A 24,494-nucleotide genomic window follows, 5' to 3' on the forward strand; every position below is an offset into this window, starting at 1 on the left:
CTCCGCCTTGCAGCTGCACGCGCCAGCCCCCGCTCCCTGATCCGGCCTGATCCGGAAGAGAGGCCCTGGGTAGGGGGACGGTCACACCGTCCACCACACCGTGGTGTCCGCGGGCAGCTCGATCTCGGCGCCGTCGGTGACGACCGGGCTGCTGGACAGCAGCACGGTGCCGCGCACCGGGATGCGCACCGGGCGACCCGTCGTGTTGACGGTGCAGACGAAGCCGGGGCGGGCGAAGATCAGCAGGCCCTCGGGGGCCTTGAGCCACTCCACCGCGGTTCCGGCGCCGAGCCCGGGGTGCGCCCGGCGGGCGGCGATCGCGGACCGGTACAGCTCCAGCGTGGAACCGGCGGTGCCGGTCTGCGCCTGGACGCTCAGCTCGCCCCACCCCTCGGGCTGGGGCAGCCAGCTGCCGCCGTCGCCGAAGCCGTACGAGCTGCCGTCGCGCGTCCACGGGATCGGCACCCGGCAGCCGTCACGGAAGCCGTCCTGGCCCTCCGCGCGGAAGAACGACGGGTCCTGACGGACCTCGTCGGGCAGGTCGGTGACGTCGGGCAGGCCGAGCTCCTCGCCCTGGTAGACGTACGCGGAGCCGGGCAGCGCCAGCATCAGCAGGGTGGCGGCGCGGGCCCGGCGCAGGCCCAGCTCGCGGTCGCCGGCCTCACGGATCTGGGTGCCGAGGCCGGGCGGGTTGGCGAACCGGGTGGTGTGCCGGGTCACGTCGTGGTTGGAGAGCACCCAGGTGGTGGGGGCGCCGACCGGACGCATCGCGTCGAGCGAGGTGTCGATGACCTTGCGGAGCTCGGCCGCGTCCCAGGCGGTGGAGAGGTACTGGAAGTTGAACGCCTGGTGCATCTCGTCGGGGCGTACGTAGTTGGCGGTGCGCTCGACCGTGGGGGTCCAGGCCTCGGCGACGGCGATGCGGTTGCCGGGGTACTCGTCGAGGATGATGCGCCAGGAACGGTAGATCTCGTGCACCCCGTCCTGGTCGAAGAACGGCATGACGTCGTTGCCGAGCAGCTTGAGCTGGTCGTGGCTGCCGAGGTCGGGCAGGCCGGCGGCCTTGACGAGGCCGTGGGCTACGTCGACCCGGAAGCCGTCGACGCCCATGTCGAGCCAGAAGCGCAGGATCGACCGGAACTCGTCGGCGACGGCCGGGTGTTCCCAGTTGAAGTCGGGCTGCTCGGGCGCGAAGAGGTGGAGGTACCAGTCGCCCGGGGTGCCGTCCGGGTCGGTGGTCCGGGTCCAGGCGGGGCCGCCGAAGATGGACTCCCAGTCGTTGGGCGGCAGTTCGCCGTCCGCGCCCTTGCCGGGGCGGAAGTGGTAGCGCTCGCGCAGCGCGGAGCCGGGGCCCTCGGCGAGGGCGCGCTTGAACCACTCGTGCCGGTCCGAGGAGTGGTTGGGCACCAGGTCCACGATGATCCGCAGGCCCAGGTCGTGGGCGTCCCGGATCAGCGCGTCGGCGTCCAGCAGGGTGCCGAACATCGGGTCGATGGCACGGTAGTCGGCGACGTCGTAGCCCGCGTCGGCCTGCGGGGACGCGTAGAACGGGCTGAGCCAGACCGCGTCCACACCGAGGTCCTTGAGGTACGGGAGTTTGCCGCGTACGCCTGCGAGATCGCCCATGCCGTCGCCGTTGCCGTCGGCGAAACTCCGTGGGTAGACCTGGTAGATCACCGCGTCCTGCCACCAGCCGGTCTGGTGGGCCGGAGCGTCGCCGAACGTGCCGGTGGAGGGGGCAGCGAGGTGCTGGGTCATGTCATCCCTGAGGTGTCGGGGTGGGAAGCGGCGCCGGAACCGGGTCGGGGTACCGGCGGCCGCCGGGACGTGGTGCGTGCGGGGCGTGCTGGGTCAGAGGCTGTCGGGTGACCTCGGACCGGATAGCGGACCTCTCAGCCCTTGACCGCTCCGGCGGACATGCCGGTGACCAGGTGACGCTGGGCGAAGAGGAAGACCAGGGCCGCGGGTATCGCGATCAGCACGGACGCGGCGGTCATCGGCCCCCACTGGGCTCCGTACCGGTTGACGAAGAGCTGCAGTCCGCCCGCGAGGGTGAGGTTGTCCTCGCCGACCATGAAGGCGGAGGCGTAGGCCACTTCGCCCCACGCGGTGATGAAGGAGTAGAACGCGGTGACGGCGAGGCCGGGCTTGGCGAGCGGCAGGATGAGCCGCCAGAACGTGCCGAACGGGGTGAGGCCGTCGACCTGCCCGGACTCGTCGATCTCGCGCGGGATGGTGTCGAAGAAGCCCTTCATCATCCAGGCACAGAACGGCACCGAGATGGTCAGGTAGGTGATGACGAGGCCGGCGGGCTGATTCAGCAGCCCCATGCCCGACATGATGTTGTAGATCGGCACGATGAGGACGGCGACCGGGAACATCTGGGTGATCAGCAGCGTCCACATCAGCCCGCGCTTGCCCGGGAAGCGGAAGCGGCTGACGGCATAGCCGGTGGAGGCGGAGATGATGACGCCGAGCAGCGTGGTGAGCCCCGCGACGAGCAGGGAGTTGCCGAACCAGGTGAGGAACTTCGTGTTCTGGATCAGGTTCGTGTAGTTCTCGAACGTGGTCTCTTTGAAGAAGTCCGTGGTGGTCGCGTACGCGGCGGGCTTCAGCGAGGTGAGCAGGACCCACAGCACGGGGAAGACGGCGATCACGGACGCGACGATGAGCGTGAGGTGCAGCCCGAAGGAGGCGATCGGCGAACGCTCGCCGCGCAGACGGACCTTGCGCGCGGAGTGCCGTGCGCGGGTCGCCGGGACGGTGGTTGCGGGGGCGGTGGTCACCAGTCGTCTCCCTGTGTGCGGAGGACTCGCCGGTAGACGGCGGCGAAGATCATCAGGAGTACGAGGATCAGCACGCCCCAGGTGGAGGACTGCGCGAAGTCACGCGGGCTGATCTCGAAGGAGAACTTGTACGCCTGGGTGACCAGGATCTGGGTGGCTTCACCGGGTCCGCCGCGGGTCAGCAGGTAGATCACCGGGAACATGTTGAAGGTCCAGATGGTGGAGAGCAGGATCACCGTGGTGGAGACCGGCCGCAGTCCGGGCAGCGTGATGTGGCGGAACCTCTGCCAGGCGGTGGCGCCGTCCATCTCCGCGGCCTCGTACTGCTCGCTGGGGATCGACTGCAGTCCGCCGAGCAGGGCGACCATCATGAACGGCACGCCGAGCCAGACGTTGACGGCGATGACGGAGAACTTCGCCCAAGTGGGGTCGTTCAGCCAGGGTATGCCGTCGATCCCGCCACCGGAGAGGATCTTGTTGAGCAGCCCGCGGTCCTCGTTGTAGAGGAACTGCCAGGCGAAGACGGAGACGAAGCCGGGGATGGCCCAGGGCAGGATGAGCGCCATCCGGTACGCGGAGCGTCCGGCGATACGGCGGTTGAGGATGTTGGCGAGGGCCATGCCGAGACCGAAGGTGATGGTCACACAGGAGACCGTCCACACCAGGGTCCACCCGAGCGTGCCGAGGAACTGATTGCCGGTGAGTGCGTCGGTGTAGTTGTCCAGGCCCACGAACTCGTACGTGGCGGGCATGTGGTTGACACCGATGGACCGCTCGACGTTGCGCTCATTGGCATCGGTCATCGACAGGTAGATGCCGCGGACCAGCGGGTAGCCGATGATCACGCCGATCACGACGACGACCGGCGCGACCATGGTCCAGGCGTACCAGTGTGTCGACAGGGCCCGCCGGAGCCTGCTCGGCGGCGGGGGGTTGCCAGTACCGCGGCTCCGGCCGCGGGCGACGTCGTCGCCCGCGGCCTTCGCCACCGACTGGCTGGTGTGGACAGCCATCAGCCGGCCTGCCTTCCTGTTACTTCCAGTCCTTGAGGAGCTTGCGGTAGGAGTCGCCGGTCGTCTTGACGGCCTTCTCCGGCGTGGTCTGGCCGGTCAGGACCTCGGTGTACTCGGTGACGAGCGGCGCGAAGAGGCTGCCGGTCTCCGGGATCCAGGGGCGCTCGACGGCGGTCTCGACGACGGGCTTGAAGTAGCCGACGATCTCGTTGTCGACGACGTCCTGCTTGGCGTAGGCGGAGGTACGGGTCGGCAGGAGGCTCAGCTCCTTGGTGACCTTGGCCTGGGTGTCGGCGGACGTCATGTAGTCGACGAACGCGTAGGAGGCGTCGAGGTTCTTCGAGCCCGCGTAGACGGCCAGGTTGTGGCCGCCCTGCGGGGCGCCCTGCGCGGCGGAGCCGGCCGGGACCGGGGCGATGCCCAGGTTGGCCTTGTCCTTGAACTCCTTGCCGGCGTAGGTGTCGGCGACGGCCCACGGGCCGTTGATCATCATGGCGACCTTGCCGTCCTTGAAGGACGCCTGCATGTTGTCCCAGCCGTCCGTGGCATCGGTTTTGGCCGCACCGGAGTCGACGAGGTCCTTGACGACCTTCATCGCCTTGACGCCCTCGGGGTTGTCGATGGTGACGGACTTGGTGGAGGCGTCGACCATGTCGCCGCCCTCGCCGTACAGGAAGGAGAGGAACCAGTACGCGTCGTCGCCGCGCAGGTACATACCGGTCTTGCCGGTCTTGTCCTTGATCTTCTTGGAGACGGTCTTCAGCTCGTCGATGGTCCTGGGGACCTCGACGCCGGCCTCCTTGAAGATCTTCTTGTTGTAGAAGATGCCCATGGAGTCGATGACCTGCGGCACCGCGTACGTCTTGTCCTTGTACTTGGTGGACGCGGCGGCCTGCTTCAGGAAGTCGTCCGGCCTCTGCAGCGCGGGGGTGCCGTCGAGCGGGGCCAGGTAGCTGAGGTCCGCGAACTCGGGGGTCCAGGCGACCTCGGAGCGGATGACGTCGGGAGCGCCGGAGCCGGACTGGGCCGCGTTCTTGAACTTGTTCTGCGCGTCACCGAAGGGCACGTTGACGTACTTGATGTGGACCTTCGGGTGCTGCTTGGTGAAGTCCTCGGCGATCTTCTTGAAGACCTTGTCCTCGCTGCCCGCGGTGGAGGTGTCCCACCACGTCACGGTGCCGGAGAGCTCGCCCGAGCTCTTGCTCGTGCCGTCGGACTCGCTGTCGCTGCCGCAGGCGGTCGCCGCGAACGCCAGGGTCGCGACCAGGGCGGTGGCCGTTATGCCACGTCGCATCTGAACTCCTTCAACTGCCGTACCGCTCCGTCGCGGCGCCGGGTCGACGAGAACGTAACAAGGATGAAAGAACGCCGAAAGAGTTTGCGGAAGATTTCTGCAAGCACCGACGATCGTTACATTCGCGTGTCCTCACGGTTGCCGTCAAGCCTCTTGACGCGAGCCGTCGATCCCTGGCAGTGGCAGGCCACAGCCCTCGATCCCGTAGTGCGACGATCTGACTGCGATCCGCAATCCGGGCTCGCAAGACCTTGCAAGATGTTGCCGCGATCCCACCCCGGAGCACCCCACAGGTACGGTCGTCCGATTCCTGCGGATGGTGGGCAATCCGACATACGCCCGGTACAGTCCACTTCCATGACCGCACGGCTTGCCGATATCGCAACTCAGGCGGGGGTCAGCGAAGCGACGGTCAGCCGCGTACTGAACGGCAAGCCCGGTGTTGCAGCGGCCACCCGCGAATCCGTTCTCGCCGCGCTCGACGTTCTCGGCTACGAACGGCCCGTGCGGCTGCGCAGGCGCAGCGCGGGACTGGTGGGCCTGATCACACCTGAGCTGGAGAACCCCATCTTCCCCGCCCTGGCCCAGGTCATCGGCCAGGCGCTGACGCGGCAGGGCTACACGCCGGTGCTGGCGACCCAGACCCCCGGCGGCTCCACCGAGGACGAGTTGACCGAGATGCTGGTCGACCGCGGCGTCGCGGGCATCATCTTCGTCTCCGGGCTGCACGCCGACACCTCGGCCGATATGCAGCGCTATGAACAACTGCGCGCCAAGGGTGTCCCGTTCGTCCTGGTCAACGGCTTCTCGCCGAAGGTCCAGGCGCCGTTCATCTCTCCGGACGACCGGGCCGCGATGCGGCTCGCGGTGACGCACCTGGTGTCGCTGGGCCATCAGCGGATCGGTCTGGCGGTCGGCCCGAAGCGGTTCGTGCCGGTCCTGCGCAAGATCGAGGGCTTCCGCGCCACCGTGCAGGAGCAGTTGGACCTCGCGCCGGACGAGGTGGAGGAGCTGATCCAGCATTCGCTGTTCACCCTGGAGGGTGGACAGGCCGCGGCGTCGGCGCTGATGGAGCGGGGCTGCACGGCGGTGGTGTGCGCGAGCGACATGATGGCGCTCGGCGCGATCCGGGCCGCCCGCCGGCTGTCGATGGAGGTACCGCGCGATCTGTCGGTGGTCGGCTACGACGACTCGCCGCTCATAGCGTTCACCGATCCGCCGCTGACCACGATCCGTCAGCCGGTGACGGCGATGGGCCAGGCCGCCGTGCGCACGCTCCTGGAGGAGGTCGGCGGCACGCCCGCCCCGCACAGCGAGTTCGTCTTCATGCCCGAACTGGTCGTTCGCGGTTCAACGGCCGCTGGTCCGGGGCCCGCTCCGGCCACCACCGCCTGACCCGCCCAGGATCCCACGCCCGTTCCCGGCACGCAGTTCGAGCACGCGTTTCCGGCACTCCTGATGTGCGGCCCGGACCCGGCCGGAGGATCAACGGGCGGAGGGGCATTTTCTGGCAGACTCTGTGCCTATGGGTGAATTGAGCGTGACGTCACAGGACGGCCGGCCGGAGGCCACCCCGTCACCCATCGTGGACGAGGCGGCCCCCGCGGCGAACCCGAAGCGGAACACCGGACGGCACAACAGCGGCCCGGCGAGACTGCGTCACCTGCGTTCCCCCCGCCGGCCGCGCATCTGGTTCGAAATCCTGCTCGTCGCGGCCAGTTACTGGCTGTACTCGCTGGTGCGCAACGCCGTCCCGGAGCAGCGGACCGAGGCCCTGCGCAACGCCGACTGGATCTGGTCGGCCGAGAACCACCTGGGCATCGCGGTGGAGCAGACGGTCAACCACGCGGTGAATTCCGCGACATGGCTGATCGTCTCGATGAACTACTACTACGCGACGCTGCACTTCGTCGTCACCGTCTGTGTGCTGGTCTGGCTGTTCCGCTGCCACCCCGGCCGTTATGCGGCGGCCCGGCTGGCCCTGTTCGCGACCACGGGCGTGGCGCTGCTCGGTTACTACCTGTATCCGCTGGCGCCGCCCCGTCTGATGAACGGCGGCCACTTCATCGACACCGTGCTGGTCCATCACACCTGGGGTTCGATGGCCTCGGGCAACTTCAAGAACATGTCGAACCAGTACGCGGCGATGCCGTCGATGCACATCGGCTGGTCGCTCTGGTGCGGTCTGACCGTCTTCGCGCTGGCCTCCGCACCCTGGGCGCGCATCCTGGGCCTGCTCTACCCGACGGTCACCCTGGTCGTCATCGTGTCGACCGCCAACCACTTCTGGCTGGACGCGCTGGGCGGCATGGCGTGCCTGGCCTTCGGTTACGCGGTGTCGTACGCCTGGTACGGCTCGCTGCCGCACCACCTCCCGAAGCGGGTGCCCCTGCCGCGCGAAAGGGCGCGGCTGGCCGGCCTGTCCGCGCGTACGCCGGTCCGGCCGCGGCGCCCGGCGGCGGACGCGGCGGCGGGCCGCCGCTGAGAGCCTGTCGGGTGACCTCGGATCGGATAGCGGACGCGGTCTGGTGCGTGCGGTTCCAAGGCGGAGGAGGGAGTCAACGCGGAGCGTTGGCGACCGACGACAACGCGGGAAGCGTGCGTGCCAGGGCGTGGCCGCCCGGTCGGAGGTCACCCGACAGGCTCTGAGGGCGTATTCGGCCCGTCCGCCGCCGCCGAACCTCACCCCCGGTGCACCACTCGTCCCCCGCACACCGTGAGCCGCACCGGCGCCTCCCCCAGCTCGTCCGCCGGGGCCGCCACCGGATCCACCCCGAACGCCGTCAGATCGGCCCGGTACCCCACGGCGATCCGGCCCGCGACGTGCTGTTCCCCGGCGGCGACCGCCGCGTGCGAGGTGCAGCCCTCCAGCGCCATCAGCCCGGTCAGCGCCTGCTCGGCGGTGACCGGCTCGGTGTCGTACGCCCCGGGCAGCCGCCGCAGCCGGGCCGTGGCCAGCACCTGCCGTACGTCGTAGTGGGCGATCGGCCAGTCCGAGCCCAGTGCCAGGTAGGCCCCGGCGTCGCGCAGGTCCCGGCAGCGCCAGGCCCGCCCGGCCCGCTCGTCACCGAGCCGCTTCGACCATGCGTCGCTGTGGTCGGCACGGGTGTACGCGGTGTGCGTGGGCTGCATCGAGGCGATCACCCCGAGGGCGGCGAACCGGGCGGCCAGGCCGTTCGGCACGGTCTCGATGTGCTCGATGCGGTGGCGGAGCCGGCCGCTCTCCCCCAGTGCCTCCACGGTGTCCAGCACATGCCGCACGGCCGCGTCCCCGATGGCGTGCGTGGCGGTGCGCACCCCGGCGTGGTGCAGATAGTGGACGGCGGCGGTGTACGCCTGCGGGTCCGGCCAGAACGCCTCGGTGCCCTCCCCGTGGCAGTCGGCGTGCTCCAGCCACGCGGTACCGCCCTCGACGGTGCCGTCCATGAAGAACTTGACGCCGCCGACGCGCCAGAGCCGGCCCGCCTCGCGCTGCACACGTACCAGCTCGTCCAGGGCCTCCTGGTCGGCGCCCGGCATGCACCAGGGGGCCAGTCGCAGCCGTACGGGCAGGTCCGTCTCCTCCTCGACGGCGGCCAGCAGCTCGGGCACGGAGCCGTCGGCGAGGTCCATCACATGGGCCCCGGTGAGGCCGGTGGCGGCCATGCCGGTGAGCAGCTCCACGAGGCGGGTGCGGCGTTCCGCGTACGAGGGCCTGGGCAGCCGTTCCCCGACCAGGTCCATCGCGGCGTGCTCGATCAGATGCCCGGTGGGGCGGCCGTCGGGGTCGCAGACGACGGTGGAGCGCTGGACGAAGGTGCGGGGGCCCGTGATCCCGGCGCGTTCCAGGGCCGCCCCGCTGGCCAGGGCGGAGTGCCCGTCGTAGAGCCGGATGAAGGCGGGGGCGCCGCCGATGGCGTCCTCGATCAGGGCCCGGTCGACGGGCCGGCCGCCGAAGGCGTTGTGGTCCAGGCCCCAGGCGATGACCCAGCCCTCGGTCCGTTCGGCCGCTGACAGGGCGGCGCGCAGCTGGTCGAGGTCGCGGACGGCGGTGAGGTCCGTGCCGGTGGCCATCTCCAGGCCCCAGACGGGGTGGCTGTGCGCGTCGACCAGGCCGGGCGTGAGGGTGGCCCCGGACAGGTCGATGTGGACCGTGCCGTTGCCGCGCCACTCGCGCAGTCCGGCCTCGTCGCCGACCGCGGTGATCACCCCGTCCTTGACCGCCACGGCGGTGGCTTCCGGCCGGGCCGGATCGAGGGTGCGGACACGGGCTCCGGTGAGGAGGAGGTCGGCTGCGGACACGGTGGGACTCCTTAGACGGTGGTGGAGGCGGCGGGGGCGGTCTCGGCCCCGGTCTCCTGCGACGGTGACGGTGACGGCTCGGCCGCGAACCGGGCGTACACCTCGGGCTTGTTGCGCTTCAGCCGGTACGCGAGCACGAGTCCGATCAGGAAGACCGCGGGCACCAGCGAGACGAGCACGATGTTCACGCCGGTCGAGGCGCCGGAGAACAGATCGACGTGGTCGGTGACCAGGAAGATCGCGGCTGCCAGCAGCACGGCGGCGACGACCGGCGCGACGACGGTACGGAACCTGCCCTCGCCGTGCTCGAACCGGCGGAAGAACAGCGGTACGGCGATCGCGGCGAGCAGCTGGAGCAGCATCAGGCCGAGCATTCCCGGTGTGTTGACCCAGAGCAGCAGTTGCGCGTACGGGTCGGCGCCAGCCGCCGCGAAGCCGATGACGACGACGGCTCCGAGTGCGATCTGGGCGAGTCCGGCCACGTAGGGGGAACGGTGGCGGGGGTGGATGCGGCCCAGGGCCGCGGGCAGCACCCCTTCCTCGGAGAGCGCGAGTCCGTACCGGTTGATGGCGTTGTGGAAGGCGAGCAGCGAGGCGAGGACGCTGGTGACGATGAGGATGTGCATCAGGTCCGCGGCCCAGGAGCCGACGTAGTGGGTGATGGCGGAGAAGAACAGACCGCCCGGGTCGGTGGCGGCGGCCTCGACCACGCTCGCGTCGCCGAAGGCCTGGATGACGGTCCAGACGATGAACGCGTAGAAGAGCCCGAGGAACGCGACGGCGATATAGGTGGCGCGGGGGACGGTACGGTCCGGGTTCCGTGCCTCACGCCGGTAGATCACCGTTGACTCGAAGCCGGTGAAGGCGGCGAACGCGCAGGCCAGTACGGCTGCCGTGCCGGGTACGAGGACATGGCCGGGGGCGAACGAGGCGAGCGAGATCCCGTCGGCTCCGCCGTCCAGCAGCACACCGCCGGCGAGCAGGACGAGGATGCCGGTCTCGGCGACGAGCAGCACCCCGAGGACCTTGGCTCCGAAGTCGATGGAGCGGAAGCCGCCGTACCAGATGAGCAGCAGTCCGGCGAGGGAGATCGGCAGCCAGGGGATGTCGATGCCCCACAGGGCCTGGGCGGTGTCGGCGGTGGCGGAGCCGAGCAGTCCGTAGACGCCGATCTCCATGCCGTTGTAGCCGAGCATCGCGAGCAGGGCGGCGGCGATGCCGGCGGGGCGGCCCATGCCCCGGGTGATGTACGCGTAGAACGCGCCGCCGCTGCGGACGTGGCGGCTCATCGTGGTGAACCCGATGGCGAAGATCGCGAGGGTCACGCCGGCCAGCAGATAGCCGACGGGGGCGCCGATGCCGCCGAGCAGGATGGCGATGGGGGCGACGCCGGCCATCACCGTGAGCGGGGCGGCCGCCGAGATGACGAAGAAGGCGATGTCGGCGGTGCCGAGGGTGCCTCTTCCGAGAGTGGGCGCAGACATGTAAAGGGGAGCCCTTCTGCGACTGGCGGGGCAAGGACCGGTGACCAGAAACCTAAAGGCTTTCGGTTTGCGCAATGTAGCCTCACCCACGGGCATCCGGGAAGACCTCCCGGTGGACACACGTCAGGAGAACCACGCATGGGACGGCCGCGCACACCGCTGCTGGACCGGGAGCGCATCACCACCACGGCGCTCGAACTCATCCACGAGCAGGGCGAGTTCAGCGTCCCGCAGATAGCCCGGAGGCTCGGGGTGCAGACCGGGTCGCTCTACCATCATGTGGACGGAAGGGGCGGAGTCGTCGAGCTCGTCCGGGAACGGGTGTGCGACGCGATCGACTCCGCGACCCTCGACGTGGAGCCCTGGGACGCGGCCATGACGGCCTGGGCCCGCTCCTACCGTGCCGCGTTCGCCGCCCACCCGCGTGCGATTCCGCTGCTGACGACCTCACCGGTGCGCGCCCCGAAGGTCCTGGAGCACTACGAGAGCGCGGTCCGGCTGCTGCTGGGCGTCGGCTTCGCGATGTCCGAGGTGATGACGGTGATCACCGCGCTGGAGAACCTGGTCCTGGGTTCGGCGCTGGACCTGGCGGCCCCGGAGACGATGTGGGAGCTCCCGGACGACATCACGACCCCGCGCCTCGCGCAGGCGCTGGCCGCGGTGGGCACGGGCCGGGCGGACGCGGCGTTCGAGCTGGCGCTGGGCGCGTTCATCGGGCACTGCCGCGGACTGCTGGACGCGAAGGAGGCGTAGGGGCTTTCGGGCGGCCCTGGTGCGCGGCGCGGGGATGCCGGTACGCGTCCCGTCTCACGCCCCGTAGAACCGCTCCTCCACCACCGCCCGCGCCCGCCGGGTGATCCGCCGGTAGTCGTCCAGCATGTCCCCGACATGCCCCGGCTCGTACCCCAAGTACCGCCCGACCGCGGTGAGTTCGCGCGGCCCGGACGGGAACGTGTCGCCCGGCCGGCCGCGTACCAGCATCACCGCGTTGCGCACCCGGGTGGCCAGCACCCAGGCCTCGTCCAGTGTCTGCGCGTCCTCGGTCGGGATGAGATCCGCCGCGCACGCCGCCGCCAGCGCCTCGCGGGTACGTGTCGTCCGCAGCCCCGGTTCCGCCCAGCCGTGCTGCATCTGCATCAGCTGGACCGTCCACTCGACATCGCTCAGCCCGCCGCGCCCCAGCTTGGCGTGGAGCGTCGGATCGGCGCCGCGCGGCAGCCGCTCGGACTCCATCCGGGCCTTGAGGCGCCGGATCTCGCGGACCGCGTCCTCCCCCAGGCCCTCCATCGGATAGCGCAGCGGGTCGATCAACTCGATGAACTCGCGGCCGAGTTCCGCATCGCCCGCGACCGGCTCGGCGCGCAGCAGCGCCTGGCTCTCCCAGACCAGCGACCAGCGCCGGTAGTAGGCCTCGTACGACGCCAGCGTGCGCACCAGCGGTCCGCTCTTGCCCTCCGGGCGCAGATCCGCGTCGATGATCAACGGCGGGTCGGCGGTGGGCAGTTGGAGCAATCGGCGCATCTCGGCGACCACCGCGTTCGCGGCCCGGCCCGCCTCCTGCTCGTCGACCCCCTCGCGCGGCGAGTGGACGAACAGCACATCGGCGTCGGAGCCGTAGCCGAGCTCGTGGCCGCCGAACCGGCCGACGCCGATGACCGCGAACCGGGTGGGGAGGGTGTCCCCCCACTGTTCGCGCACGGCGGCGCGCAAGGCGCCCCCGATCGTGACGGCGTTCAGATCGGTGACGGCGTTGCCCACCCGGTCGACCAGGGCCCCCGGGTCCTCCTCGGCGGGGCGCTCCTCCGTACCGTACGAGCCGATGAGGTCCGCGGCCGTGGTCCGGAACAGCTCGCGCCGCCGCACCCCGCGCACCACCGCGACGGCGGACTCGGCGCCCTCCGCGCGCCCCACCGCGGCCAGCACCTCCTGCTCCAGGTTCTCCCGGGTGCGCGGCTTCAGCCCCTGCGGGTCACCGAGCAGCGCCACCGCCTCCGGGGCCCGCAGCAGCAGGTCGGGGGCGAGCCGGCCGGCCGACAGCACCCGGGCGAGGTTCTCCGCGGCGGCGCCCTCGTCCCGCAGCAGCCGCAGGTACCAGGGGGTCTTGCCGAGGGCGTCGGACACCTTGCGGAAACCGAGCAGCCCGGCGTCCGGGTCCGCGGAGTCCGCGAACCAGCCGAGCAGCACCGGCAGCAGGGTGCGCTGGATGGCGGCCTTGCGGGACACGCCGGACGACAGCGCCTCCAGGTGCCGGAGCGCGGCGGCCGGATCGGCGTAGCCCAGCGCTTCGAGCCGGTGCCCGGCCGCCTTCGCGCTGAGCCGGGACTCACCGGGCGCGAGCTGGGCGACGGCGTCGAGCAGCGGCCGGTAGAACAGCTTCTCGTGCAGTCGCCGCACCACGGACGCGTGCCGCTTCCACGCCTGGTTGAGCTCGGTGATCGGGTCCGTGCGCATCCCGAGGGAGCGTCCGAGCCGCCGCAGATCGGGGGCGTCCTCCGGGACCAGATGGGTGCGGCGCAGCCGGTAGAGCTGGATGCGGTGCTCCATGGCGCGCAGGAAGCGGTAGGCGTCGTCGAGTTGCGCGGCGTCCACCCGTCCCACGTAGCCGCCCTCGGCGAGCGCGCGCAGGGCCTCCAGCGTGGTGCCGCTGCGCAGGGTGGCGTCGCTGCGGCCGTGCACCAACTGGAGGAGCTGTACGGCGAATTCGACGTCCCGCAGGCCACCGGGGCCGAGCTTGATCTCGCGGTCGACGCGGTCCGCGGGGATGTTGTCGACGACGCGGCGGCGCATCTTCTGCACGTCGGGGACGAAGTTCTCGCGGTCCGCGGCCTGCCATACGAGCGGCGACACGGCCTCGACGTACTCCGCGCCCAGCTCGGGGTCGCCGGCCACCGGCCGGGCCTTGAGCAGTGCCTGAAACTCCCAGGTCTTGGCCCAGCGCTGGTAGTACGCGAGATGCGAGGACAGCGTCCGCACCAGGGGTCCGTTGCGGCCCTCGGGGCGGAGGTTGGCGTCGACGGGCCAGATGGTGCCCTCGACGGTCGTGTCGGAACAGATCCGCATCATGTGCGCGGCCAGTCGGGTGGCGGCCTGCACGGCCGCGCTCTCCTCGAAGCCGTCGACCGGTTCCGTGACGAAGATGACGTCGACGTCGGAGACGTAGTTCAGCTCGTGCCCGCCGCACTTGCCCATCGCGATGACGGCGAGCCGGCACTGGGCGGCGTCGGCGGGTGCGGCCGTACGGGCGATGGCGAGCGCCGCACGCAGGGTCGCGGTGGCCAGATCGGCCAGTTCGGCGGCGGCCTCGGCGACGTCCGTCGTACCGCACACATCGCGGGCCGCTATGGCCAGCAGGCACCGGCGGTAGGAGACGCGCAGCGAGTCGGGGTCGTCGGCCCCGGCGAGACCCTGCTCGAACTCGGCCACGCCGGGGTGCAGATCGGTGGCCTCGTAGGTGACGAGGGCCTGCCAGTCGCGGGGGTGGCGGGCGAGATGGTCGCCGAGCGCCTCGGACGCCCCGAGCACCCCGAGCAGCCGGTCCCGCAGCGGTTTGGCGGTGACGAGCGTGTCCAGCAGGATCTGCCGCTCGTCCGCCTCCTCGGCCTCCACCAGCCGGACGAGCCCGTGCAGGGCCAGATCGGGGTCGGCGGTGGCGCCGAGGGCTTCGAGCAGCACCGGGTCGGAGCGTACGGACGACAGCTCGGGCAGGTCGAGGAGCCGCTCGGCGGCGGAGGGGTCCGTGAAACCGTGCCGCAGCAGTCGGGTGAACGTGCTGCTCCTGCGCCCCGGCACCGTCGTCATTCCGTGCTCTCCCGCTCGCCGCCACACACCATCCAGCGTTCCGAGCCTAGCCCGCTCCGATGAATTCGGAGCGGGTGCGCGGTCCGTACTTCGCGGGCACGATCATTTCCAGGACCAGACCGGGAGGCCCACATGTCCGGATTCGAACCTTACGCCGAGCTGGATGGCGACTACAGCGACAAGAACACGACGGCCTGCCCGTGGTCGGCGGCGAGGGACCTGCTGACCAGGGCGGAACTGTACTGGCTGTCCACGGTCCGCCCGGACGGCCGCCCGCACGTCACTCCGCTGATCGGGGTGTGGGCGGACAGCGCGCTGCATTTCGCCACCGGCGCCGAGGAGCGCAAGGCCCGGAACCTGGCCGCCAACCCCGAAGTGGTGCTGACGACCGGCAACAACACCATGTCGGAGGGGCTCGACGTGGTGGTCGAGGGCCGGGCGGAGCGGGTGACGGACGAGGACCGGCTGAACCTGCTGGCCGTGGCCTGGGAGGCGAAGTACGGCCCGGAGTGGCACTTCGACGTCCGGGCCGGCACGTTCGTGAACGCGGGACACACGGCGCTGGTGTTCCAGGTGCGCCCCCGCAAGGCCTTCGGCTTCGGCAAGGGCGCCCGCTTCAGCCAGACGCGGTGGCGGTTCAGCTGAGCGTCTCAGAGCCTGTCGGGTGACCTCGGGCCGGGCCTGGTCGCGATGACGACGGTCGCGTACAGCTCATCGGAGGCGACCACGCGCGGGATCAGGCCGCTGCGGGCGATGGTCTCCTCGGCCCGTTCCGCCTGCCGCTCGCTCGTCTCGACCAGCAGATGCCCGCCCGGTGCCAGCCATCGCGGGGCCTCGGCGGTGACCCGGCGCAGGACGTCGAGGCCGTCCAGGCCCCCGTCGAGCGCCACGCGCGGTTCATGGATGCGGGCCTCCGGGGGGAGCAGTCCGACATCGTCCGTGGGTACGTACGGCACATTGGCGAGCAGGATCTCCACCCGGCCGCGCAGCGATCCGGGCAGCGGTTCGAAGAGGTCGCCCTCGTACACCTCGCCCGCCTCGCCGATGTTGCGGCGGGCGCACCGCACGGCGGCGGGTTCGACGTCCGCGGCGTGCAGTTCGACCCGGCCCAGTCTCGCGGCGAGCGCGGCGCCGAGGGCTCCCGAACCGCAGCACAGGTCGACGACGACCGCTCCGGGCCCGGCGAGGGCGGCGGCCTGCCGGACCAGGAACTCGGTGCGGCGGCGGGGTACGAAGACACCGGAGTCGACGGCGATCCGCAGACCGCCGAACTCGGCCCAGCCGAGGACGTGTTCCAGGGGAAGACCGGCGGCCCGCCGTTCGACCATGGCCGCGAGCGAGACGGGGTCGGTGGCCGTGGCGACGATCAACTCCGCCTCGTCCTCGGCGAATACGCAGCCGGCGGCGCGGAGAGTGGTGACGATGGTGGAGACGGCGAGCGGTGTGGTGGAAACCGACATGAGCGGAGCCTTTCGGGAAAGCCGATGGGCGCTCCGCAGTCGACTATGTCGGGTCGACCACGCGATCGTGAGGGATGAGCACCCAGCCTGATACAGCGGTAATGGGTCTCACCTCCTCGGTCGGCCCCCGTGTGGGGATGCGTCACACTACACCGGTCGCCTCTCCGGTACCCCGGCTGCCTCGCTCAGCCCGCCGCCCCTGCCACCGCCACCGGCGACGACCCGCCCTTCACGGCCACGCGGGGCGTTCCCGTCCCGTCCGCCGGAACGGTCCAGACGTCGCTCCCCCGGCCGGACCCGCCCGGCAACGCGTAGGCGAGCGTGTCGTCGTCCAGCCAGGCCGCCTGGTCGTCGACGCTGTGCTCCTCCGCGAGCGGCGTCTCGCGCATGGTCCGCAGATCGAGGACGTACAGCCGCCAGGGCGCCGCCGCGTCATCGGAGACCTTCTTCTTGAAGGCGAGCCGGGTGTTGTCGGGCGACAGGGAGGGGCACTCGACGTTCTGCCGCAGCGCCTTCGCCGACCAGTCCCGCATGTTCCCCTCGACGAGGTAGGTGCGGCCCTTGGTGGAGACGGTCGCGTAGAAGCGGTTGTCGTCGCGGGCGAAGGTCACGCCCCAGTAGTTGACGTCGGGGGCGTGGTAGCGGGCGCCGTCGATCGTGAGCTGGATGTTCTCCATGGACTTGATGAGGTAGCCGGTGCGCAGATCGAGGATGGCGGTGCGGGTGGAGAAGGAGGTGGTGGCGTACGAGTCGCCGGTCGCGAACACCGTCCAGGACAGCATCCGCCCGGAGGCGGAGACCCGGGCGCGGGTGGGAACGCCCGGCACGGTGATCCGGCGTTTCTCGCGCAACTGCCGGTCGAGGACGATCGCGTATGTCCTGGGCAGCACCCCGGGCTCGGCCCGCAGGCAGAGCGCGCCTTCGTCGGAGGCGTAGAACCGGTCGCAGGCGGGGCCGCCGGTGGTACGGGCTCCGGCGGTACGGGCGCCCGCGGTACGGACTCCGGGGGCACCGGCCAGCGGCTGGTGGGCGACGCGTCCGCTGGCCGTGTCACGGAAGTACAGCGCGGGCCCGCCGAGGGTGAACGAGGCGTCGGCCTCGGTCTGTTCCCCCTTCGTCCGCTGCTGCGCGTGCATCACGTACCCGACGGAACCGCCCGCGAGGAGCAGCACCGCGGCCACCACGACGGCGATCCGGGCGCGGGGGCCCAATGGGGTCGCGGTTCTCGGGAACCTGGCGCTCATGCGGTCCGCCTTTCGGGGATCTGGGCTCCCGGCTCCCCGGGAGCGGGGGTGCCGGAGGGATTGCGGGGCAGCAGCACCCAGCCGCCCGCGAGGGCGACGAGCAGGGCGGAGACCGCAGCCCACAGCGCGGGGCCCGGCCCCCACAGGGTCCAGGCAGCGCCGAAGCCCGCCGCGGCGAGCATCCGGGCCAGCGCCTGGCCGGTCTGGAGCACGGCCAGTCCGCCCGCCCTGCCGTCGGCGGGCAGCACGGGTCCGGCGAGGGCCATCAGCACGCCGTCGGTGGTGGCGTAGAAGACGCCGAGCAGCGCGAGGACGGGCACCAGGAGCAGCAGGGCCGGGCCCCCGATGGGGGTGAGGAGCGTGGCGTACACGCCGAGCAGCGCGAGGTGTCCGTACAGGAACGGCAGCCGTCGGCCGACCCGGTCGGCGATCCGGCCCGCCGGGACCGCCAGCAGCAGGTAGCACGCCGCGGCGCCGAGCGGCAGCAGCGGGAACCAGCTGATGGGGAGGTCGAGCCGGCGCTGGAGCAGGAGGTAGACGAAGGCGTCGCCGACGGTGGCGGCACCGAGCAGGGAGGCGGCTGCGAGGATCCGCCGGAAGGCGGGGTCGCGGAGCGCCCCGAACGCCTTGCGCCTGCGGGGAGCCGGGTTCAGGGGTGGTGGTGCCGGCTGGTGCCCGGGGACGTACAGGACGAGGAGCAGCACCCCGAGCAGGCCGACGCAGGAGCTGACGACGAACACCGCGTCGTAGGCGTCGGCGGTCGCCCAGAGCAGGGCGAACGCGGCGAGCGGGCCGAGCAGGGCGCCCGTGGTGTCCATCGCCCGGTGCACGCCGAAGGACCGGCCGAGCGTCTCGGGCGGGCTGCTCAGGGTGATCAGCGCGTCGCGGGGTGCCGTACGGATGCCCTTGCCGACCCGGTCGGTGGCGAGGGCGGCCGCGATCCCGGCGGTGGCGCCGCCCGCGAGCAGCAGGCCGATCCGGGAGAGGGCGGAGAGGGCGTAGCCGAGCCCGGCGACCCGTTTGTGCCCGCGGCCGCGGTCGGCGGCGTACCCGCCGAGCAGTCGCACGACGGCGGCGGCGCCGTTGAACAGGCCGTCCAGGAAGCCGAATTGGAGGGGTGAGAGACCGAGTCCGAGGACGAGGTAGAGCGGCAGCACCGCGGTGACCATCTCGGAGGAGATGTCGGTGACGAGGCTGACCGTGCCGAGTGCCAGGACGGTGCCGGGGACGCGCCGGCCCGCCCCGCTGCTGCGGGGCGGGGCCGACGTGTCCCGGCGGCCTGTGGTCGCCAGATACATCAGTGGCAGGTGTACTTCGGGCTGGTGTCCTTGGTCTTGCCGTCGGTGCCGACGTAGTTCCAGCTGTAGCCGGAGTCGGTGAAGTCCATCTTCAGGACGCCGTATTCACCGCTGATCCGCTTCTGGCTGTTGGGCTGGACCTCCTCGATGGGGTAGGGCTCGGCGCCGCCCATCCCGCCGACGATCTCGGTGATCCCGTCCGCGGTGGCCTTCCCGTCGGGGTTCTGCGGGGCGAACCGCTCGTAGTGGTGGTCGTGCCCGTTGAGCACGAGATCGGCCTTGGCCCCGTACAGGATCTTCCAGACCGGCCTGCTGACCGGGTCGTTGCCGTGTCCGCCGGAGGAGTAGAGCGGGTGGTGCCAGTAGGCGGCGATGCACGCCTTGCTGTTCTTGGCGATGTCGGCCTTGAGCCAGTCGATCTGGGCGCTGTTGTCGAAGGAGTTGGAGTCGAGGGCGATGAAGTGCCAGTTCCCCTCGTCGTAGCTGTAGTAGGTCTTGCCCTGGGGGTACGCGATGGCCCCGAAGTACGCCTTGTAGCCGGCCAGTTCCCCGGCCGGGTCGTACGTCTCGTGGTTGCCCGGCACCGGACGCGTCTTGGCCTTGAAGGCGCCCCAGGTCTTGTCGTAGTAGGCGCGGAAGTCGGCGATCCGGGCGTCGTCGTACTGGCTGTCGCCCATCGTCAGATAGAACTTCGGGTCGATCTTCTGGGCCAGCGCCGCGGTCTTGGGGTGGGCGCAGTCGCTATCGGACGCGGTGCACTGGGCGGCGATGTCACCGGCGGCGACCACGGTGAAGGCGCCGGTCTGCGGGGGCTCGCCGCCGAGGGTGCCGTAGACCTCGACCTCGTGCAGCGAGTAGCCGTAGGCGGTGCCGCGCGCGGTGCCGTACACGCGCAGGTAGCGGCCCTTGCCGGAGAGGGAGGCCCAGTCGTCGGTGCCTCCGTTCCCGGCCGTCTCGTCGGCGAGCCGGGTCCAGCTGGTGCCGTCGGCGGAGATCTCGATCCGGTACGCCTTGGCGTAGGCGTCCTCCCAGCTCAGTTTCACCCGCGTGACATCGGCACTGGCGCCGAGGTCGACGCTGAGCCACTGCGGGTCCTTGCCCTCGACGCTCGCCCAGCGGGTGGCCGGGTCGCCGTCGAAGGCGTTCTGCGGTCCGAAGTCGGAACTTTCGTCGGTGGAGGCGGTGGCGGTCTTGCCGCGCGAGATGAGGGGGTCGGCGGCGGCGCCGGCCCGTTCCGGATAGGCGAGCAACAGGCCGCCGACGAGGACGAGTACGGCGGCGATGACCACGCCCACCGTACGGCGCCGCGTGGGCGTGAGAAGCAAAGCTGAGCCGTTCGGGTGCATCCCTGGACTCCTGGCCTTGGGGGGTGGCGAGAGCTGGGCATCGGTGCGTGTGTCCCCGCACCCTGCCCGCGTACGGGCAGGAGACGGGATCGTGGTGGCCGGGCCAGAGCTCTCACTGAGCGCGTCATGCCCACGCGGCGGGCACCGCGCCAAGCCACCGCCGGGAATGCTAGCGAACAGTAAACTTTCCTACCAGTCCCCAACTAGCTTCATTCCACACCCTGTTCGGCACCCCGATCGGTTCCGCAAGGGCCGCCGCCGGCCGCGCCTTCGGCGGGCACGACCGCGAGAGCACCCGGGGCCGGTGGGGCGGGTTCGGTGCGGTGGGTCCGGACGTGGGGCAGTCGGCGCACAGCGGTGGAAGCCAGGGGGATCACGGCCACGGCGGCAGAGAGGACGCCGGCCGCTGCGGCCACCCGGAAGCCGCCGAACGTCCGGGCCAGCGGGCCGACGGACAGCTGTCCGATCGGGATGGCGACGTAGGACAGCAGGTCGTCGTAGGACGCGACGCGCGACAGCACACCTTCGGGGACGTGCTCCTGCAGCGAGGTGTCCCAGGCGACGGCGGTGACGGAGGAGCCGAGACCTGCGATGAACGCGCCCGCGATCAGCCACGGGGCGTGCAGTTGTGCTCCGAGCGCGAGCAGGGGCAGCGCGGCGAGCGCGCTCGTCAACTGCCCCAGCCGCAAGAGGCGTTCGACCACCAGCCGGTACATCAGCAGGCTCGACACCAACAGGCCGACGCCGCGGGCGCTGAGCACGAACCCCCACGTCGCCTCGCCACTGATCTGCCGGGTGAGCTGGGGGCCCAGGATCTGCCAGGTGCCGGTCTGGACCAGATTCATCAGGCAGAAGGACACCGTGCCGACCCATACCCAGGGGATCGAACGGAACTCGGTCCAGCCGTCGCGCATGTCGGTCAGGACGGTGGTCCGCCGGGGCGCGTCCGTGTCGGCGGCGAGGCGGAGTCGCGCGAGGAAACCTGCCGCCAACAGGTAGGTGAACGCGTCGAAGGCGATGGCGGGGCCGCTGCCGACCGCGACGACGAGCACGCCCGACAGGCTCGGCCCGAGGATCTTCGTCGCGTTGCGTGCCGATCCGAGCAGGGAGTTCGCCTGCTGGAGCAGAGCCTTGTCGACGAGCCGGGGAACGATCCCGCGCAGTGCCGGCGTGGCGAACGCGGCGAGTGCGCCGTTGAGGAACTCCAGTGCGGCCACCAGGACCAGTGAGTAGTGGCCGGTCAGCAGGATCGCCGCGACGCCGCCCTGCGTGAGCGCCGAGCCCAGATTGGCGGCCACCAGCACGGACCGGCGTGGGAACCGGTCGGCCACGGCCCCGCCCACCAGAAGGAGCGCCAGCAGCGGCAGCATATGGACGGCCAGGACGACGCCGAGGTCATGAGCGCTGTCCGAGGCGTCCAGGACCGCGAAGGCGAGCGCGACCGGAGCCATCGAACTGCCGAGCAACGACACCAGGCGTCCGGCGAAGAACGCGCGGAATTCTGCCTGCCCGAAGAGGGAGGAACGCGGAGAGGAATGCATCGCCCGGAGTGTCCGGTGCTGCCGCCGCGCACGCTAACGTTTCGGCAGGAGGCGAAAGATGGTGCTGTTGCGGCTGAGCTCGTTGGCCCTGTCACGGTCCCGGTTCGCGCTGTCGCCGATCGCCGAGACGCTGGGCTCGATGATCGTTCTGAGCAAGCCCTGCGCCGATCCCTGGCTCGCCCCCTGGCACGCCCGCCACCACGAAGCATTCGGCGCAGTCCTGAACGCCGATCCCTTCGCCAAGGGGCTGGTCGAGCTGGTCGGTTCGACCAAGTACCTGCCCGGTTTCTTCACCCTGCCTCCGTCCGGCGGCATGCGCACCGGTCTCACCGAGGAGCTGAAACCGGTCGCCGCCGCGCGCGATGCGGACGTACGCGCCGACTTCGAGGCAGCCGTGGCGCGCAGTTGGAAAAGACACGACCTGAACTGGCTGGCAGGACACGGCTGGGGAGCTCGGACGGCCGACCTGTTCCGGTACGTGTGGAAGCAACACGTCTCCCCGGACTGGCCGCGCCGCCGGGCGCTGCTGGAACGGGACGTCACCTACCGCGCGGGGCTGCTGGCCGCGTACGGCTGGCCCCGTGCCCTGCAGCACATGAACCGCCGCAGCGCCTGGGTGGGCACCGACGCGATCCGTTTCAGCGACCAGCCCGGACCGGACCACATCGTCGGCGAGGAAGGGATGCTGTTCGTGCCGGTCTGCATGACGAGCGGCACCTGGCTGTCCGAGGCGCCGCCCGACCGGTACGCGCTGGTCTATCCGGCCCGCGGATCCGCCGCGGCGACCGAGCGGCCGAAACCGGCTCATGCACTGGCGCGGCTGATCGGCCCCGGCCGCGCCGCCCTGCTCCACGAGCTCGAACGCCCCGCGACCACCAGCGAGCTCGCCGCGCAACTCGGTCAGTCGCTGGGCACCGTCGGCGGCCACCTGGCCGTCCTGCGCGATGCGGACCTGGTCGCAGGCACGAGAGTCGGCCGACGCGTCGTCTACCGGCGCACCGGGGCCGGCGATCTCCTGGCCGGACGGAGCCAGACCTGACCAGCGGCAGCGGCTTCGACGCGCAGCGGCTAGCGGGAAAGGACATCGACGAGCAGTGCGCCGACGATCCACAGCGGGATCGCGAGGGCGACCAGCAGGCCGGCCAGGCAGCCGGACTTCGTCAGTCGGGCGCCGGTTCTCGTGTGGTCGTCGCTCTCGCTCATGCCGGTATTCAACCTGAACGCACTCCGGGCCGGAGGCGCACCGCCTCCGGCCCGGGTGTCACTGCGTCACGGTCACAGCACCGGCAGCAGCGCCTTCAGCTCGAAGGCGGTGACCTCGCTGCGGTACTCCTCCCACTCCTGCTTCTTGTTGCGCAGGAAGAAGTCGAAGACGTGCTCGCCGAGCGTCTCGGCGACCAGTTCGCTCTTCTCCATCAGCGCGATCGCCTCGCCCAGGTTCTGCGGCAGCGGCTCGATGCCCATCGCGCGGCGCTCCGCGTCGGACAGCGCCCAGACGTCGTCGTCGGCGCCGGCCGGGAGTTCGTAGCCCTCTTCTATGCCCTTGAGGCCCGCGGCGAGGAGCACCGCGTACGTCAGGTAGGGGTTGGCGCCGGAGTCGATGGAGCGGACCTCCACGCGGGCGGAGCCGGTCTTGCCGGGCTTGTACATCGGGACGCGGATGAGCGCGGAGCGGTTGTTGTGGCCCCAGCAGATGTACGAGGGGGCCTCGCCGCCGGCGCCCGCGGCGCGGGAGGAGCCGCCCCAGATGCGCTTGTAGGAGTTGACCCACTGGTTCGTGACGGCGGAGATCTCCGCCGCGTGGGTGAGCAGGCCGGCGATGAAGGAGCGGCCGACCTTGGAGAGCTGGTACTCGGCGCCCGACTCGTAGAAGGCGTTGCGGTCGCCCTCGAAGAGGGAGAGGTGGGTGTGCATGCCCGAGCCGGGGTACTCGGAGAACGGCTTCGGCATGAACGTCGCCTGCACGCCCTGCTCCAGCGCGACCTGCTTCATCACCAGGCGGAAGGTCATGATGTTGTCGGCGGTGGAGAGCGCGTCCGCGTACCGCAGGTCGATCTCCTGCTGGCCGGGGGCGCCCTCGTGGTGGCTGAACTCGACCGAGATGCCCATGGATTCGAGCATGGTGATCGCCTGGCGGCGGAAGTCCATGCCGACGTTCTGCGGGGTGTGGTCGAAGTAGCCGGAGCTGTCGGCGGGGGTGGGGCGGCTGCCGTCGACCGGCTTGTCCTTCAGCAGGAAGAACTCGATCTCCGGGTGGGTGTAGAAGGTGAAGCCCAGATCGGAGGTCTTGGCGAGGATGCGCTTGAGGACGTAGCGCGGGTCGGCGAAGGACGGCGAGCCGTCGGGCATCAGGATGTCGCAGAACATCCGGGCCGTGCCGGGGGCCTCCGCCCGCCACGGCAGGATCTGGAACGTGCCCGGGTCCGGCTTGGCGATCATGTCGGACTCGTACACCCGGGCAAAGCCCTCGATGGCCGAGCCGTCGAAGCCGATGCCCTCGTCAAACGCCTGTTCCAGCTCGGCGGGGGCCACGGCGACGGATTTGAGGTAGCCCAGGACATCGGTGAACCACAGCCGTACGAAGCGGATGTCGCGCTCCTCAAGCGTCCTGAGGACGAATTCCTGCTGCTTGTCCATAGCCACATCCTTGCAGTTCAGACGGTCCGTGCACCACCGCCCGGGGTAGGGGAGAAGCTCCAGTATCACGACCCGGGATTTCACCCAGATTACGCACACGAAGTGAGATGGAGCACCCGGCCACCCACTACGATCGGCGCCCATGGCGCGCAGGGGGTGGAGCGGCTTCGCGACGGCTCCGCGCGCGCCGGTTCTCCTGGGTCTTTCGTTTGGTTCAGGCCGGATCAGGGACCCCGCGAGCCCGGCATGATCCGAACGAGAGGCCCTGGCTTCCCGCCAGCCGTTCCCGCCCCTTCCCAGAAGGAACTGACG

The 24,494-nt window shown here is 70.7% G+C and carries 19 protein-coding genes; 5 read left to right on the forward strand and 14 right to left on the reverse strand.

Features of this window, described 5'->3' with window-relative positions:
* Positions 1-81: 81 nt before the first annotated feature.
* The 4 genes from ACFVX4_RS01260 to ACFVX4_RS01275 form a co-directional block, all read right to left on the reverse strand.
* Entirely contained in the window at positions 82-1,758 is a 1,677-nt protein-coding gene (locus tag ACFVX4_RS01260) for a glycoside hydrolase family 13 protein (protein WP_389970616.1), read from the reverse strand.
* A 134-nt stretch (positions 1,759-1,892) separates the two neighbouring features.
* Positions 1,893-2,786: a sugar ABC transporter permease gene (locus ACFVX4_RS01265; RefSeq protein ID WP_389970619.1), complete on the reverse strand. Its 894-nt coding sequence runs from the start codon at positions 2,784-2,786 to the stop codon at positions 1,893-1,895.
* Positions 2,783-3,799: a carbohydrate ABC transporter permease gene (locus ACFVX4_RS01270; protein ID WP_389970622.1), complete on the reverse strand. Its 1,017-nt coding sequence runs from the start codon at positions 3,797-3,799 to the stop codon at positions 2,783-2,785. The genes ACFVX4_RS01265 and ACFVX4_RS01270 overlap by 4 nt, the downstream gene beginning before the upstream one ends.
* Positions 3,800-3,818: 19 nt before the next feature.
* Positions 3,819-5,093 (reverse strand): extracellular solute-binding protein, encoded by a 1,275-nt coding sequence (locus ACFVX4_RS01275; protein WP_389970625.1) that lies wholly within the window; start codon positions 5,091-5,093, stop codon positions 3,819-3,821.
* Between the two features lie 357 nt (positions 5,094-5,450).
* Between ACFVX4_RS01275 and ACFVX4_RS01280 the strand changes: the two genes are divergently transcribed.
* Positions 5,451-6,488: a LacI family DNA-binding transcriptional regulator gene (locus tag ACFVX4_RS01280; protein WP_385327202.1), complete on the forward strand. Its 1,038-nt coding sequence runs from the start codon at positions 5,451-5,453 to the stop codon at positions 6,486-6,488.
* 130 nt (positions 6,489-6,618) lie between these two features.
* Positions 6,619-7,578, forward strand: coding sequence for a phosphatase PAP2 family protein (locus ACFVX4_RS01285; protein WP_389970629.1), 960 nt, complete (start codon positions 6,619-6,621; stop codon positions 7,576-7,578).
* A 197-nt stretch (positions 7,579-7,775) separates the two neighbouring features.
* Here ACFVX4_RS01285 and ACFVX4_RS01290 read toward each other — a convergent pair whose 3' ends face one another.
* Together ACFVX4_RS01290 and ACFVX4_RS01295 are read right to left on the reverse strand one after the other, a co-directional pair.
* Positions 7,776-9,374 carry an amidohydrolase gene (locus tag ACFVX4_RS01290; protein WP_389970631.1) on the reverse strand — a complete coding sequence of 533 codons (1,599 nt, stop codon included), beginning with the start codon at positions 9,372-9,374 and terminating at the stop codon, positions 7,776-7,778.
* A gap of 11 nt (positions 9,375-9,385) precedes the next feature.
* Positions 9,386-10,858, reverse strand: coding sequence for an APC family permease (locus ACFVX4_RS01295; protein ID WP_389970634.1), 1,473 nt, complete (start codon positions 10,856-10,858; stop codon positions 9,386-9,388).
* A 138-nt stretch (positions 10,859-10,996) separates the two neighbouring features.
* Here ACFVX4_RS01295 and ACFVX4_RS01300 point away from each other — a divergent pair, with 138 nt between their 5' ends.
* Positions 10,997-11,611, forward strand: a complete 615-nt coding sequence (locus ACFVX4_RS01300) for a TetR/AcrR family transcriptional regulator C-terminal domain-containing protein (protein WP_389970637.1) — start codon at positions 10,997-10,999, stop codon at positions 11,609-11,611.
* A gap of 54 nt (positions 11,612-11,665) precedes the next feature.
* On the opposite strand, the gene ACFVX4_RS01305 is transcribed toward ACFVX4_RS01300, so the two are convergent.
* Positions 11,666-14,656 (reverse strand): bifunctional [glutamine synthetase] adenylyltransferase/[glutamine synthetase]-adenylyl-L-tyrosine phosphorylase, encoded by a 2,991-nt coding sequence (locus ACFVX4_RS01305; protein WP_389970640.1) that lies wholly within the window; start codon positions 14,654-14,656, stop codon positions 11,666-11,668.
* A gap of 132 nt (positions 14,657-14,788) precedes the next feature.
* Between ACFVX4_RS01305 and ACFVX4_RS01310 the strand changes: the two genes are divergently transcribed.
* Positions 14,789-15,301 carry a pyridoxamine 5'-phosphate oxidase family protein gene (locus tag ACFVX4_RS01310; RefSeq protein ID WP_389970643.1) on the forward strand — a complete coding sequence of 171 codons (513 nt, stop codon included), beginning with the start codon at positions 14,789-14,791 and terminating at the stop codon, positions 15,299-15,301.
* 5 nt (positions 15,302-15,306) lie between these two features.
* Here the strand turns inward: ACFVX4_RS01310 and ACFVX4_RS01315 are convergent, their stop codons facing one another.
* The 5 genes from ACFVX4_RS01315 to ACFVX4_RS01335 form a co-directional block, all read right to left on the reverse strand.
* The gene (locus tag ACFVX4_RS01315; protein ID WP_389970646.1) at positions 15,307-16,116 is read right to left on the reverse strand and encodes a putative protein N(5)-glutamine methyltransferase; all 810 of its coding nucleotides are present in this window, start codon (positions 16,114-16,116) and stop codon (positions 15,307-15,309) included.
* Between the two features lie 185 nt (positions 16,117-16,301).
* Positions 16,302-17,360 carry a TolB family protein gene (locus ACFVX4_RS01320; protein WP_389970649.1) on the reverse strand — a complete coding sequence of 353 codons (1,059 nt, stop codon included), beginning with the start codon at positions 17,358-17,360 and terminating at the stop codon, positions 16,302-16,304.
* Positions 17,357-18,658, reverse strand: coding sequence for an MFS transporter (locus ACFVX4_RS01325; RefSeq protein WP_389970652.1), 1,302 nt, complete (start codon positions 18,656-18,658; stop codon positions 17,357-17,359). Before ACFVX4_RS01325 ends, ACFVX4_RS01320 begins: the two co-directional genes overlap by 4 nt.
* A complete protein-coding gene (locus tag ACFVX4_RS01330) occupies positions 18,658-20,004 on the reverse strand; it encodes a discoidin domain-containing protein (RefSeq protein ID WP_389970655.1) in 1,347 nt (448 codons plus the stop codon). Before ACFVX4_RS01330 ends, ACFVX4_RS01325 begins: the two co-directional genes overlap by 1 nt.
* A gap of 209 nt (positions 20,005-20,213) precedes the next feature.
* Positions 20,214-21,545, reverse strand: coding sequence for an MFS transporter (locus ACFVX4_RS01335; protein WP_389970658.1), 1,332 nt, complete (start codon positions 21,543-21,545; stop codon positions 20,214-20,216).
* 58 nt (positions 21,546-21,603) lie between these two features.
* On the opposite strand from ACFVX4_RS01335, the gene ACFVX4_RS01340 reads away from it, so the two are divergent.
* Entirely contained in the window at positions 21,604-22,584 is a 981-nt protein-coding gene (locus ACFVX4_RS01340) for an ArsR/SmtB family transcription factor (protein WP_389970661.1), read from the forward strand.
* Between the two features lie 29 nt (positions 22,585-22,613).
* Here the strand turns inward: ACFVX4_RS01340 and ACFVX4_RS01345 are convergent, their stop codons facing one another.
* Positions 22,614-22,748, reverse strand: coding sequence for a hypothetical protein (locus ACFVX4_RS01345; RefSeq protein WP_389970664.1), 135 nt, complete (start codon positions 22,746-22,748; stop codon positions 22,614-22,616).
* Between the two features lie 72 nt (positions 22,749-22,820).
* Positions 22,821-24,182 carry a type I glutamate--ammonia ligase gene (gene glnA / locus ACFVX4_RS01350; protein ID WP_072483343.1) on the reverse strand — a complete coding sequence of 454 codons (1,362 nt, stop codon included), beginning with the start codon at positions 24,180-24,182 and terminating at the stop codon, positions 22,821-22,823.
* Between the last annotated feature and the right edge of the window lie 312 nt (positions 24,183-24,494).

It is taken from the genome of Streptomyces sp. NPDC058240 (assembly GCF_042882135.1).
Classification (GTDB): domain Bacteria; phylum Actinomycetota; class Actinomycetes; order Streptomycetales; family Streptomycetaceae; genus Streptomyces.